General features: G+C 70.9%; 11 protein-coding genes and 1 tRNA gene. 3 read left to right on the top strand and 9 right to left on the bottom strand.

The window, feature by feature from the left end; genetic code table 11:
- Nucleotides 1-166: 166 nt before the first annotated feature.
- The 3 genes from ACIP94_RS16720 to ACIP94_RS16730 form a co-directional block, all read right to left on the bottom strand.
- A complete protein-coding gene (locus tag ACIP94_RS16720; RefSeq protein WP_402425596.1) occupies nt 167-1,999 on the bottom strand; it encodes a tetratricopeptide repeat protein in 1,833 nt (610 codons plus the stop codon).
- Between the two features lie 400 nt (nt 2,000-2,399).
- Nucleotides 2,400-2,473, bottom strand: a tRNA-Met gene (locus tag ACIP94_RS16725).
- A 43-nt stretch (nt 2,474-2,516) separates the two neighbouring features.
- Nucleotides 2,517-5,492, bottom strand: a complete 2,976-nt coding sequence (locus ACIP94_RS16730; RefSeq protein WP_402425720.1) for a UPF0182 family protein — start codon at nt 5,490-5,492, stop codon at nt 2,517-2,519.
- Nucleotides 5,493-5,666: 174 nt separating this feature from the next.
- On the opposite strand from ACIP94_RS16730, the gene ACIP94_RS16735 reads away from it, so the two are divergent.
- Nucleotides 5,667-6,209 carry a PPA1309 family protein gene (locus tag ACIP94_RS16735; RefSeq protein WP_402425598.1) on the top strand — a complete coding sequence of 181 codons (543 nt, stop codon included), beginning with the start codon at nt 5,667-5,669 and terminating at the stop codon, nt 6,207-6,209.
- A gap of 134 nt (nt 6,210-6,343) precedes the next feature.
- Here ACIP94_RS16735 and ACIP94_RS16740 read toward each other — a convergent pair whose 3' ends face one another.
- The 4 genes from ACIP94_RS16740 to ACIP94_RS16755 form a co-directional block, all read right to left on the bottom strand.
- A complete protein-coding gene (locus ACIP94_RS16740; RefSeq protein WP_402425600.1) occupies nt 6,344-7,441 on the bottom strand; it encodes a PDZ domain-containing protein in 1,098 nt (365 codons plus the stop codon).
- Nucleotides 7,442-7,523: 82 nt separating this feature from the next.
- A complete protein-coding gene (locus ACIP94_RS16745; protein ID WP_402425602.1) occupies nt 7,524-7,688 on the bottom strand; it encodes a hypothetical protein in 165 nt (54 codons plus the stop codon).
- A gap of 176 nt (nt 7,689-7,864) precedes the next feature.
- On the bottom strand, nt 7,865-8,326 hold the full coding sequence (locus tag ACIP94_RS16750) for a molybdenum cofactor biosynthesis protein MoaE (RefSeq protein WP_402425604.1): 462 nt from the start codon (nt 8,324-8,326) through the stop codon (nt 7,865-7,867).
- Between the two features lie 139 nt (nt 8,327-8,465).
- Nucleotides 8,466-9,629, bottom strand: coding sequence for an SDR family oxidoreductase (locus tag ACIP94_RS16755; RefSeq protein ID WP_402425606.1), 1,164 nt, complete (start codon nt 9,627-9,629; stop codon nt 8,466-8,468).
- Nucleotides 9,630-9,819: 190 nt separating this feature from the next.
- Here ACIP94_RS16755 and ACIP94_RS16760 point away from each other — a divergent pair, with 190 nt between their 5' ends.
- Both ACIP94_RS16760 and ACIP94_RS16765 read left to right on the top strand, forming a co-directional pair.
- On the top strand, nt 9,820-11,253 hold the full coding sequence (locus ACIP94_RS16760) for a zinc-dependent metalloprotease (protein WP_402425608.1): 1,434 nt from the start codon (nt 9,820-9,822) through the stop codon (nt 11,251-11,253).
- The gene (locus tag ACIP94_RS16765) at nt 11,250-11,765 is read left to right on the top strand and encodes an NUDIX hydrolase (RefSeq protein ID WP_402425610.1); all 516 of its coding nucleotides are present in this window, start codon (nt 11,250-11,252) and stop codon (nt 11,763-11,765) included. The genes ACIP94_RS16760 and ACIP94_RS16765 overlap by 4 nt, the downstream gene beginning before the upstream one ends.
- A 66-nt stretch (nt 11,766-11,831) precedes the next feature.
- On the opposite strand, the gene ACIP94_RS16770 is transcribed toward ACIP94_RS16765, so the two are convergent.
- Together ACIP94_RS16770 and ACIP94_RS16775 are read right to left on the bottom strand one after the other, a co-directional pair.
- Complete coding sequence (locus ACIP94_RS16770) at nt 11,832-12,587, bottom strand: AIM24 family protein (protein ID WP_402425612.1); 756 nt, start codon at nt 12,585-12,587, stop codon at nt 11,832-11,834.
- A 16-nt stretch (nt 12,588-12,603) separates the two neighbouring features.
- Nucleotides 12,604-13,284, bottom strand: a complete 681-nt coding sequence (locus ACIP94_RS16775; protein WP_402425614.1) for an AIM24 family protein — start codon at nt 13,282-13,284, stop codon at nt 12,604-12,606.
- Nucleotides 13,285-13,292: the final 8 nt, after the last annotated feature.

Raw genomic sequence — 13,292 nt, forward strand, 5'->3', positions numbered from 1 at the left:
CAAATCACTTCCGCGGGCCGCCCGCGAGTGGTCCTCTGCCTGGCCGGTCGCCCGGGGTCGGTCGCCCGGGGCCAGTGAGCCCGGGGTCGGCCGACGGGTCCGGGCCGGGGCCCAGGGCTCCGGGGGTTCCCGCCGGGTTCCCGCCGTGTCCCGCCGCGACGGTCCGTCACGCCGAAAGCTCCTGCCGCAGCGCATCCCGCAGCCGCGCGGCCCGCTCGGCGACCTCGGCGGGCCCCAGCGACACGGCCCGGTCGGCCCACCGCTGCCCTTCCGCCAGCTCCCCGCGCCGCGCGTACACAAGGGCCAGCCGCAGCGCCGCCCGGCCGTGGCCCGCGTCGGCCGCCCGTGTCCACCACAGCGCGGCCTCCGGCTCGCTCCCCTCCCGGGCGAGCAGCAGCCCCAGGTTGAACGCCCCGTTGCGTGATCCGCCCTCGGCCGCCTCGCGGTACCACCGGGCCGCCTCCACGACATCGCCCCGTGCCGCGGCCAGCATGCCGACCCGCACCTGCGCCCGCCGGTGTCCCTGCGTCGCCGCCCGCTCGTACCACTCCTCGCATTCGCTCTTCTCCTGCGACGACTCTCCCAGCTCGTGCGCGGGCGGGGGCGGCCGGCGCGCGTCCAGCACGGTGGCCAGCCGGTAGGCGGCCTCGGCGCTGCCGCCCCCGGCGGCGCACCGCAGATGCCGCTCGGCCGTCTGCTCGTCCCCCTCCCGCAGCCGCGCGATGCCGACCTGGAGGGCCGCCTCGGTGTGCCCGGCGGCCGCCGCCCGCTCGTACCACGCCAGCGCCGTCTCCTCGTCGCCGCGTCCGGCGTGCAGAATCCCGAGGTTGAAGGCGGCGTCGACGCTTCCCGCCTCCGCGGCCTTGGAGAACCACGGTTCGGCGCCCGTCGTGTCCCCGCCCTGGAGCAGCAGGATGGCGAGCGCGTTCGCCGCCTCACGGTGGCCGGTGTAGGCCGCCCGCCGGTACCACTGCTCGGCCTGCGCGGTGCGTCCCTGCTCCGCGCAGAGCAACGCCAGGTTGTAGGCGCCGTTGACGTCACCCGCGTCCATCGCCGCCCGGTACCAGCGCTCGGCGGTCTGCGTCTCGCCCCGCTCGGCGTGCAGCGCGCCCAGCGCGTTCGCCGCGTTGCCGTCGCCCTCCTGCGCGGCCCGCAGCCACCACACGGCGGCACTCTCGGTGTCCCCCGCGTCCCGCAGCAGGAAGCCGAGCGCGCACGCGGCCCGCGCCTCGCCGTCCTTGGCGCTCGTCAGATACCAGCGCCCGGCTTCCTTGAGCTCGCCCCGCTTCTCCAGGATCGCCCCGAGGTGCAGCGCGGCCCGGCGGTGTCCGCGCGCGGCAGCCTGCCGGTACCACTGCTCGGCCTCCTCCAGGGCGGACGCGCCGACACCGTTGTCATCCCCGGTCTCCTGAGCCTCGAAGGCCATGTGGTCCAGCGCCCGCGCCAGCCGGTAGGCGGCCTCGCGGTGCCCGCGCTCGGCGGCGGCCCGCATCCACCGCTGGGCACCCTCGTCGCCACGGTGCTCCAGCAGATCCGCGAGCGCGTACGCGCCGAGGGTGTGGCCCTGTTCCGCCGACTGGCGCAGCCAGTACTCCGCTGCGGGCTCGTCGCCGCGCTCGCGGTGATGCCGTCCGAGCGCGTGCGCCGCCGCGGCGGACCCGGCGACGGCGGCGACCCGCCACCAGCCCGCGGCCTCGTCGGCGTATCCCCGCTGGTGCAGAAGGACACCCAGATTGTTGGCCGCGGCACGGTCACCCGCGGCGGTGGCGGCGCGCAGCTGGGGCTCGGCGCCGTCCAGATCGCCACGGCGCAGCAGCATGGCGCCGAGGACGCTCATCGCCTCGACGTCGCCGGCCTCCGCGGCAAGCCGGTGGCGCAGTTCCTCGACGGCCTCACCGGTCTCGACGGCGTCACCTTTTTCGCCCACCTCGTCCCGCTCGGCGGGCCTCACAATTCGCCCTGATTCGAACAGAGTTGCCTTGTCCCCCATAACGTCCATCGTCGCACCACCTGCAACCTGGGTACACCTGGTATACCGCAGCCAGTGAGGTCACTTCAGCGTTTTGTCGACATGCCCACAGAGAGACAAGTCAAACACAGAGTGGCCTAACTGCCCTCGCATTCGGCTCCACTTCACACGAGTCGCCAGGTCACGCCGTACGTCCCCTCGTGTCGTCGCACGCCCCCCGCCCCACCGCACGCCCCCGTCGTCCGTCGTACGCTCCGTCGCGCGTCGTACGCTCCGTCGCGCGTCGTCCGTCGTACGCCTCCATCGCCCGTCGCGCGCCCCGTCATCCGCCGTCCGTCACACCCCCCGGCGTCTCACCGCACGCCCCGTCGTGGCATCCGCACACGTCGAGGGCCCGGATCCTGATCAGGATCCGGGCCCTCGACTTCAGTAGCGGGGACAGGATTTGAACCTGCGACCTCTGGGTTATGAGCCCAGCGAGCTACCGAGCTGCTCCACCCCGCGCCGTTGTGGTGCAACCGTATCACGGCGCGGGAGTGCTCTCGCCTCAGCCGCCGCCGGAAGCGCTCGGCGGACCGCTCGGTGAACCACTCGGGCTGCCGCTCGGCGAACCACTCGGGCCGGCGGAGGGATGTGCGCCGCCCTTTCCGCCGCTGCTGCCGCCTGTGGGCTTGCCGGCCTTGGACTGCGCCTCCTCGGCCCGCTTCAGCGCGTCCTGAAGGTTCTTCTGCGCCTGTCCGTACGCGCCCCAGTCGCCCTTTCTGAGGGCCTCCTGGCCGGCGTCGAACGCCTTCTGGGCGTCCTGGAGCGCCTGTTGGACCGTCGGGTTGCCGGACGACGGCGGGTTGGTCGTCCCGGTCTCCGGCGGGGAGGTCGAAGTCTCCGCCCCGAAGACCTTGTTGAGCGCCTGGTCGAGGGTGTCCTCGAACGCCGTGTTGCCGCCGTAGGTCACCAGCACCTTGCGCAGCAGCGGGTACTTGAGGCCGCCGCCGCGCACGTAGACGGGTTCGACGTACAGCAGGCCGCCGTCGATCGGGACGGTGAGCAGGTTGCCGTACTCGATGTCCGAGTCACCGCCCTTGAGGAGCCTGATCGATTCGGCGATGTCCTGTTCGGAGTTGAACTGGCTCTGGACCTGCTTGGGCCCGTCGACCGTCTTGCTCGTCGGCAGTTTCAGGATTCTGATCTTGCCGTAGTCGGGGCTGCCCGCCTCGGCGTTGACCGTCATGAAGGCGCTGAGGTTGTCGCGGCCGTTCGGTGTGAACGTCGTCGTCAGCGAGAACGCCTGCGCGGACTGGTCGGGCATCCTCATGCTCAGGTAGTACGGCGGCACGGCGCTGCCCGACCTGTTGGTGGGGTCGTCCGGAACCTGCCACACCTCGCTGCCGCTGAGGAACGTCTGGGCGTCCTTGACGTGGTAGCGGGTGAGCAGTTCGCGCTGGACCTTGAACAGGTCCTGCGGATACCGCAGATGGGCCATCAGCGAGGGCGGGATGTCGCTCCGCGGTTTCACGGTGCCCGGGAACGCCTTCATCCAGGTCTTCAGGACGGGGTCCTCGGTGTCCCACTGGTAGAGCTTGACCTCGCCCGTGTACGCGTCGACGGTCGCCTTCACCGAGTTGCGGATGTAGTTGACCTGGTTCTGCTGGGCCATCACCGCGCGCTGGGTGTTGCCCGCGGTGAGCGAGTCGGCCGTCGTGTCGCCGAGCGTCGTACGGGAGGCGTACGGATAGCCGTTCGTGGTCGTGTAGGCGTCGACGATCCACTGGATCCGGCCGTCGACGACCGCCGGGTAGGCGTCGCCGTCGATGGTCAGCCAGGGCGCGACCGCCTCCACGCGCTGCTTGGGGGTGCGGTTGTACAGGATCCGCGAGCCGTCGCCGATGGCGCCGGAGTAGAGGATCTGCGGCTCCCCGAACGCGACCGCGTACGCGGCCCGGTTGATCGGGTTGGAGAGGCTGACGCCGCTCTTCTCCCGGTAGGAGGTGGTCTTCTCACCGCTGTCGTCGGAGTAGTCGATCTCCTTCTGGGGGCCTCCGACGATCGAGTACTCGGTGGTCTTCTCGCCGTAGTAGATCCGTTGCTGGTAGGTGCCGAGGTCACCGGAGGACGGCAGGTCGGACTCGGTGAAGACGGGCTGGCCGTTGCTGTCGGCGGTGGTGCCCTTGGCGGCGACCACACCGTAGCCGTGGGTGTAACGGAAGTGGTCGTTGATCCAGTTCTGCTTCGGGATGCCCGCCAGGTTCAGCTCGCGCAGGCCGATGACCGTGTCCTGGTCCTTGCCGTCCTTGCTGTAGCGGTCGACGTCCAGGTTGGTCGGGAAGGCGTAGTAGTTCTTCATCTGCTGCAACTGCTGGAACGTCGGCGAGACGACGTTCGGGTCCAGCAGGCGGATGCTCGCCGTGGCGTCGGCGTCCGCGCGCAGCTTGTTCTTGTCCTTGGTGCCGCTCGTGCCGTCGTACTCGGTGACCTGGGCGTCGTCGATGCCGTAGGCCTCGCGGGTCGCCTTGAGGTTCTTCGCGACGTACGGCGCTTCCTTGGCCTGCTCGTTCGGCTGGACCTGGAACTTCTGCACGATCGCCGGGTACAGCCCTCCGATGAGGATCGCCGACAGGACCATCAGGCCGAAGCCGATGACGGGCAGTTGCCAGGTGCGCCGCCACAGGGTGGCGAAGAAGAGCAGCGCGCAGATGACCGCGATGCAGAACAGGATGGTCTTGGCGGGGAGATAGGCGTTCGCGTCGACGTACCTCAGGCCTGTCCAGTCGCCGGTCGCCTTGAAGTCGCTGGACTTCACGGCGAGTCCGTACCGGTCGAGCCAGTAGGCGACCGCCTTCAGGGCGACGAAGACGCCGAGCAGCACCGACAGATGTCCGGTCGCGGCGGCCGTGGCGCGCGCTCCCGGGGAGGTGAGCCGCAGCCCGCCGTAGAGGTAGTGCGTGAGCGCGGCGGCGATCAGCGACAGCACCGTGGCGGCGAAGCCGAAGGCGAGCAGGAAGCGGTACCAGGGCAGGTCGAAGGCGTAGAAGGCGACGTCCAGGTGGAACTGGGGGTCCTTCTGGTGGAAGGGCACGCCGTTGACCCACATCAGCCAGGTCTGCCACTGACCGGCCGCGGAGGCGCCCGCGATCAGGCCCACCAGGGCGGTGATCGCGAGGAGCAGCCATCGCTTGTAGGGCGCGATCCCCATCCGGTAACGGTCGAGGCTCTGCTGTTCCATGGACATGGCGCTCAGCGGCGGACGCATGCGGTGCGCGAGCCAGATGTTGAAGCCGACCGCGGCCGCCATCAGCAGGCCGAAGACGAAGAAGAGCCCGATCTTGGTCCACAGCGTGGTCGTGAAGACGGACGAATACTTCACCGACCGGTACCAGAGCCAGTCCGTCCAGAAGCCGGCGAACATGACGAACGCCATGCCGAGGACGGCGAGGACCCCCAGTGTCATGAGCAGGGTCCGGGCGCGCCCGGACGGGCGGCCCACTCTGATCCGCGGCCCCGTCGGGCCTCCGCCGCGGTCCGGCATCTGGAAAGCCAAGGTGCGCACCTCGAAGTTCGCTGTTGATCCGAGTTGATCCGTCAGGCCCCCGTGAACGCGGACCATGGATGAGGCTCCACGATCGCGGAGCCCCACCTATGCAACTTACTGGCGCTTTACTCGGTTCCCGATTCCGGGTCGGAAGGAGGCAGGATTGTGACCATGTCCAACACTCCCATGGCAGCGAGTCCCCTCACCCGGGCCGTGCTCGAGATCGACGAGTACGTCTCCGGTCTCGGGTGGGACCAGCCCGCTCGCCTCTTCGCCCTCGTCGACACCGCGCGGCTGCGGGCCCAGGAACCCTCGCTCGCGGCCCAGCTCGGCCTGGAGGACGACTCCGAGGCCGCGGGCCTCACCCCGATCGAGCAGGACGAGATCCCTGCCGACAGTCCGCTGGACGAGTTCCTCGCCACCATCGCCTGGCCCGACGCGGTGGCCGGCTGCGCGCTCACGGTGGAGCGGCTGATGCTGCCGCCGTCCGCGGAGGCCTCGGTCCCGCAGGGTCTGAGCGGGAAGAAGCTCGCCCGGTGGGTCGCCGAGCACCCGGAACGCCAGGAGGTGCGGATGACGGTGGCGGTGCTGCGGGACGGCACGCGCGAATCGGCGCTGCGGCTGCGCGAGAAGGACTCGCCGACGGAGGTGCTGACGGGCCCGGACCTGGTGCCGGGGCTCGCGGAGGCGCTGTCGGCGACGTTCGAGGACTGAGGCCCGCACGTTCTACGACGACGGGGGCGCTCCTGGATTCCAGGAGCGCCCCCGTCGTCGTACGCGCCCCAAGGCGTGCCCTACGCGCCCGCGCGCCCGGCGCGCGTCTCGGCGCCGCTGCTCGGCAGTGCGCCTCAGCCCTTGGTGGTGCACTTCGGCAGGTCGGCGGTCTTCCCGGTGCGGATGTCCTTGAGGGCGTTCAGGGCGTCGCCGATGGTGTTGACCCGGACCAGGGTGAGGCCCCCGGGGGCGTCCTTGGCGGCGGCCGCGCAGTTGTCCTTGGGCGTGAGGAAGTACTGGGCGCCCTTGTCCCGCGCGCCGACGGTCTTCATCTCGACCCCGCCGATCGGGCCGACATGCCCGTCGTCGTCGATGGTGCCGGTGCCGGCCACGAACTTTCCGCCGGTGAGATCGCCCGGGGTGAGCTTGTCGACGATGCCGAGGGCGAACATCAGCCCCGCGCTCGGACCACCGACGTCGGCCAGCTTGACGTCGATCGTGAACGGGAACGTGTGGTCGGTCCCGGCGGAGATCCCGACGATGGCCCGCTGCCGGCCGCTGTCGTGGGACTTCGTCGTGGTGATCGTCACATTCTGGGTCCGGGTGGCCGTCTTCTGCGTCTTCTCGGCGGCGGCCTGCTCCCTGGCGGGCACGATCGTGAACACGACGTCCTGTCCCGGCTTGTGCCTGGTGACCAGCTTGGCGACGTCGTCGGGCCCCTTCACGGCCGCCCCGTCGACGGCCTTGATGACGTCACCGGCGTGCAGCCGGCCCTCGGCGGGCGAGTCCTTGAGGACGGTGGCGACGATCACCCAGGACTTCACGGGAACGCCCAGCTCCTTCAGGGCGGCGACCTTGGCGCTCTCCTGGGACTGGGTGAACTCCTCGGCGTTCTCCTGGGTGGACTGCTGCTCGGTCTTGCCGTCCGGGTAGAGCGTGTCGTGCGGGACGACCTTGCTGTCGTGCGCAAGCCATCCGTAGAGCGCCTCGACCAGGTTCATGTTGTAGTCGGCGCTGGTGACCCGGACCGTGGTCATGTTCAGATGGCCGGTCGTCGGATAGGTCTTGCGCCCCGAGATCTGCAGCACCGGCTCGCCGTCGTGCTCGGCGAGGGTGTTCACCGTCGGACCCGGGGACATCTCCGAGTACGGCACTTTGATGAACACTCCCGCGCACAGGAGCGCGATCAGCATCAGGGTGGAGGCGAGCATCGTCGCGGTGCGGCGTGGCATGGAACGACAGTACGGGACGGTCCTGTCAGTACACCCCCGGGGCCGTCCCATAGGTGTGGGCGGCCCCCCGGGCGGCGGGATCTCAGGTGCCGGAGTGGGACTTCTCCATGGCCTCGCGGAAACGCGCGTATCCGGCCAGTTCCGAGCCGTCACCCGCGGCGTTGCGGTGACGGCCGGCCCAGCCGCCCCACAGTCCGGCACCGATCGCAGCCAAAAGCGGAATCAGCAACCAGGCGAGCGCCGCCATGCCGACCTCCCAACCCCATGAGCGACCGCAACTGACTGATCAGCAGATTAACCATCCGCCATGTCAACGCTCGCGTCAGGGGTGCGGTTACGCAACCGGAGGCCGGTGAGAGCTTGGTTAACCCTATGAGAGGAGTGCGCCGGGGGCGGGCGGCGCCGTCGGGCGGCGCCCGGAGGTCAGCAGGCGCCCACCCATTCCTCCGTCCCGTCGGAGAACGTCTGGTGCTTCCAGATGGGCACGTCGTGCTTGAGGTCGTCGATCAGCCTGCGGCACGCCTCGAAGGCCTCGCCCCGGTGGGGACAGGCCACGGCGACCACCACAGCGAGATCGCCGACCCTCAGATTCCCGACGCGGTGCACGGCCGCGAGGGCCCGGACGGGGAAATCGGCGGCGACCTTCTCGGCGATCCGCCGCATCTCCGCCTCGGCACTGGGGTGGCACGAGTACTCCAGCTCGTCGACGTCCGCCCCGGCGTCGTGGTTGCGCACGGTCCCGACGAACAGTGCCGTTCCCCCGGCCGCGTCGTCCCCGACGGCCCGGAAGACCTCGTCGACGGAGAGCGGGGTGTCACGGATCGCCAGCAACTTGATGGGATCGTCCGCCGCGCGCTCACCGGGGTGGTTGCTGTGGGGTGCCATGCCCCCATCGTGCCGTACGCCTCCGGGAGCGAGGAAGGGAAGATCCGCCTGGTACGCGCGCGTGCTTGTCCTGTGCCTGTCCGCAGGGACCGGGAAGCGGTGCGCCGGGACCGGGGGACTCTCGGCTCCGCCGCCGGCCTCAGATGCGCCGCCGCGCCTTGCGCGCCCGCCGTACCACCGCGGCCGCGCCGAGCAGGGCCACCGTGGCGCCCGCGGCACCCGCCGCCGTCGCGTCCTTGCGTCCGAGCCGCCGCCCGACCACGGTGTGCCGCCCGGACACCTCCTCCAGCAGCTCCGCGAGGACCTCCTCGTTCGTCCACCGGGGCCGCCACCCGGCGTCGTGCAGTCGGCTGCCGCTCACCACCCACGGGTACATCGTGTAGGCGAGGTCCCCGGCAGGCGAGGGCGTCAGTCCGATCCGGTGCAGCCGGGCCGCCGCCCCCAGGGCGACCGCCGAGGGCAGCTCCATCCGCCGGATCCCGCTCAGCTCCTCGACCTCCTCCTGCTCCAGCCATCCGTCGCACCCGACGGCCAGCTCCCCCTCCACCTTCTCCAGGACGGCGTACTCCAGGGCACTGCACAGGTCCTCGACATGGCAGAACTGCCAGGCCGGCCGCGACCCCGCCACCACCAGCAGCCGCGGCGACTCGAAATACCGGGTCAGCGCGGTGTCCGTGCCGCCGACCAGCACGGACGGCCGGACCACGGTGACATTGAGTCCCGGGTGCGCGCGCGGTGCCCGCCGCGCCAGCCGCTCGATCTCCAGCAGGTCCCCGACCCCGGTCGCCTCGGCCGTGGCCCGCAGCTCGGCGTCCTCCGAGAGCGGCAGCTCGTTGTCCGGCAGCGCTCCGTAGACCATCGCCGAGGTGCACAGCACCACCCGGTGAACCCCGGCGGCCGCGGCGGCGGTCAGCACGGTCTGCGTCCCCCGTACGTTGTACGCCGTGCGCGCCGCGGGGTCCGTCTCCAGATCGAGGTCGAGGGCCAGGTGCACCACGACGTCCGCACCCCGCAGCTTGTCCGCGATCGCCGGGTCCCGCACGTCCAGGATGTGCCACTGCGCCGCCGCGCACTCCCCGCGCCGCTCGTCGATGGCGATGACCTGCTTGATCGCCTCGGACGCGGCGAGCCGCTCGGTCAGCAGCGCGCCGACGCCGGACGCGGCGCCGGTGACCGCGACGACGGGCCCGCGGAGGGCGGGCGTCTGGTCGGCGCGCTGCGCCGCCGGCCGGGGGCGGTCGTCGGGCGACGGGCGGGCGGAGGGGTTTCGCGCTGCGCGAACCTGTGGATCTGGGGAACTCACCGGGCGTCTCCAGCGGTTGTCTTCAGTACGGGCGTGAGACACGCGGCCGTACCAGGTGGCATCCATCCTGCCGCAGGCCAGGTGTCGGTGAAGCACCCAGGCCCGATCGCGCCGGGGTGTCTACGCTGGGTGTGTTGTCGGGCAGCCAGCCGCCGGAGAAAGCCGGTGGCCTTACCAGCCGAGGAATCCCGTGAGTGACACCCCATTCGGATTCGGCCTTCCGCCGGAGGAGCCGGAGAACGGCGACGAGGGCAAGAAGAAGGACCAGGAGAGCGGTGGTGGTCAGGGACCGGCCAACCCGTTCGGTTTCGGGCTGCCCGGAGCCGGCGGAGCCGGCGCCGACAACCCGCTCGCCGCGATGTTCGGTTCCCTGAACCCCACCGACCTGGGCGCCGCGTTCCAGCAGCTCGGCCAGATGCTCTCCTACGAGGGCGGACCGGTTAACTGGGACATGGCCAAGCAGATCGCCCGCCAGACGGTCTCCCAGGGCACCCCGGACGGCACGAAGGACGCGAGCGTGAGCCCCGGCGAGCGCTCCGCGGTCGAGGAGGCCGTCCGCCTTGCCGACCTGTGGCTCGACGATGTGACGTCGCTGCCGTCCGGCGCGGGCTCCGCCGTGGCCTGGAGCCGCGCGGAGTGGGTCGAGGCGACCCTGCCGGTGTGGAAGGAACTCGTCGACCCGGTCGCCGAGCGCGTCGGCGCGGCCATGGGCGACGTCCTGCCGGAGGAGATGCAGGCCATGGCAGGCCCGCTGATCGGCATGATGCGCTCCATGGGCGGCGCCATGTTCGGCACGCAGATCGGGCAGGCCGTCGGCGTGCTCGCCGGCGAGGTCGTCGGGTCCACCGACATCGGCCTGCCGCTCGGCCCGGCCGGCAAGGCCGCGCTGCTGCCGCTGAACATCGAGGCGCTCGGCAGGGACCTGGGCGTGCCCCAGGAGGAGGTGCGGCTGTATCTCGCCCTGCGGGAGGCCGCCCATCAGCGCCTGTTCGCCCATGTCCCGTGGCTGCGCTCGCACCTGTTCGGCGCGGTCGAGGGCTACGCGCGCGGCATCAAGGTCGACACGGCCAAGCTGGAGGACGTGGTCGGCCAGTTCGACCCGCAGAACCCGGAGGAGCTCCAGCAGGCACTCCAGCAGGGCATGTTCCAGCCGGAGGACACCCCGGAGCAGAAGGCGGCCCTGGCCCGTCTGGAGACGGCGCTGGCGCTGGTAGAGGGCTGGGTGGACGCGGTGGTGCACGCCGCGGCGAAGCCGCGCCTGGGCTCCGCGGACGCGCTGCGGGAGACCCTGCGCCGCCGCCGCGCCTCGGGCGGCCCGGCCGAGCAGACGTTCGCCACGCTCATCGGTCTGGAGCTGCGTCCGCGCCGGCTCCGGGACGCCTCCCGCCTGTGGGCCTCGCTCACGGACGCGCGCGGCGTGGACGGCCGGGACGGCCTGTGGGCGCACCCGGACATGCTGCCCACGGCGTCCGACCTGGACGACCCGGACGGCTTTGTGCACCGGGAGCAGCTCGACTTCTCCGAGCTGGACAAGATGCTCGGCGAGGCGGCCGGCGGCTCCACCGGGAAGACCGACCTGACCAAGAAGGACGACGGGGACGCCGAGGGCGACGACGCCGAGTGAGCCTCCACGACGACGCGGTCCTCGTCCTGAAGGGTTACGAGGACCAGGAAGAGCTGTGCCAGGTCTACCTCGACCACTTGGCGACCCATCCGGACGGCATGTGGAAGGCCTGCCGTGACGGGCATGTCACGGCGAGCGCCCTGGTGATCGACCCAGAGCACGACCGGGTGCTGCTGACCCTGCACGGGAAGTTGCGGATATGGCTCCAGATGGGCGGCCACTGCGAGCCGTCCGACAGGACGCTGGCGGCTGCCGCCCTGCGGGAGGCCACGGAGGAGTCGGGCATCGAGGGACTGACCCTGCTGCCCGGCGGCCCGGTGCGCCTGGACCGTCACCACACGCCGTGCGCCTGGCATCTCGACGTGCAGTACGCGGCGCTCGCACCGGCCGGTGCCGTCGAGGAGATCAGCGACGAGTCACTGGACCTGCGCTGGTTCGCCTACGACGAGGTGGCGGCCGTGGCGGACGACTCGGTCGTACGTCTGCTGGAGACGACGCGCGCCAGGCTGTGACGGCAGGCACGGATACGAGTAAAGGGCGATCGCCATTGCGGTCGCCCTTTACACGATCACGGGCGGTCAGCTCCAGACGTTGCCCTGGTTCTGCCCCCGCGCCCCGTACTGGCCCATGCCGTACTGGGCGCGCAGCCCCTGCCCGATCACCGCGTTCTGTGGCGGCAGCAGCTCACTGGGCTGCACCAGCGCGAAACCGCTGCCCATGAAGCTCAGCTCCCAGCCCTCACCGGTGTTGCCGCGCCGGCGCCACAACCCCGAGGAGTGCGTCTGGGCCTGCATCTGAACCCGCAGACCGGTGGACCAGGCGACGATCGCGTCCGCGTCACAGTTGACGTACTTGTCGGGTGTGACCTGCATCAGCAGGGGCGCACCCGACGTCATCAGCGCGACCTTGCCGTGCCCGGTGATGTTGAGCTGGTACTTGCCGGAGCCGGAGATGCCGTACTGGCTGTCCACGGCGATGACCTCGTGGTGCAGCGAGGAGTCCATCGCCAGCACATAGCCGCTGTCGACGGTGAGCCCGTCCCGCTCGACATCCATGATGTGGACGTGCTGGGCGAGGTTGGCGAAGTAGACGGTGCCCTGCCCGTGACAGCGCATCAGGTCGAGTCCCTCGCCGGTGTGCGCCCGCGCACGGCGCTGGCCCCCGCTCTGGTACTCGGCGTCGAACTCGATGAGCCCCTGGTAGGCGACCATGGTGCCCTTGCGCGCCAGGACGTCGTCGTGGCCCTCCAGCAGGACACGCAGGAGCTGCGGGTTCTGCAGGCTGTAGCGCTCCTGGGTCTGCTGCTCGTTGTAGCCGAAAAGCGTGCTCTGCATGGTGTGCGGTTCCCCCTCAGCCCCGGATCCGGAGGCGGTCGGTGCTGTCCTCGCTGGGCTGGACGACGACGATGCCCTGCCCGGAGAACGCCATCTGGTACGCCTCGCCGCTGCCGCGCCCGATGAGCGACTGCGCCTTGAAGCTGCGCTTGCCCTTCACCTTCAGGTTCGGGGACCAGGCGACCAGGGCGTCCGGGTCGACGTACGTCTCGTCCTCGCCGCCTCCGCAGTCGACGACGATCGGCGTGCCCCGGGAGGTCAGGGCGACCCAGCCCTGACCGGAGATCTTCGTGTTCCACAGGCCCTGCCCGGCGAACTTGGCGAGCCCCTTGACCCGTTCGACACCCCACTGGAGGTGCGCGTCGAACGCGAGCAGGTTGGTGGCGTTGACGGAGATCGCGTCCCCGCCCAGGTTGATGACGACGACGTTCGCCCCGTAGTCGGCGAGGTAGAGCAGGCCGTCCCCGGAGCACTTCATCAGGGGCGCGCCCTCACCGGTGATCCAGTCCCGCGCGATCTGACGCACGGCCGGCGGGTTGGGCTCGTAGGTGACGAACCCTTCGTAGGCGACCATCGACCCCACGCGCGCGTAGAGGTCGTTCCCCGTCTGCATGGCGACCTTCAGCATGTGGCTGCCGTGGTTCTCCATACGGGCGGTGACGGGTGCGGGGGCGAAGCCCGCGAGCGGCTGGTTCATGACGGGCT

The organism is Streptomyces sp. NPDC093261, from assembly GCF_044753645.1.
Taxonomy (GTDB): domain Bacteria; phylum Actinomycetota; class Actinomycetes; order Streptomycetales; family Streptomycetaceae; genus Streptomyces.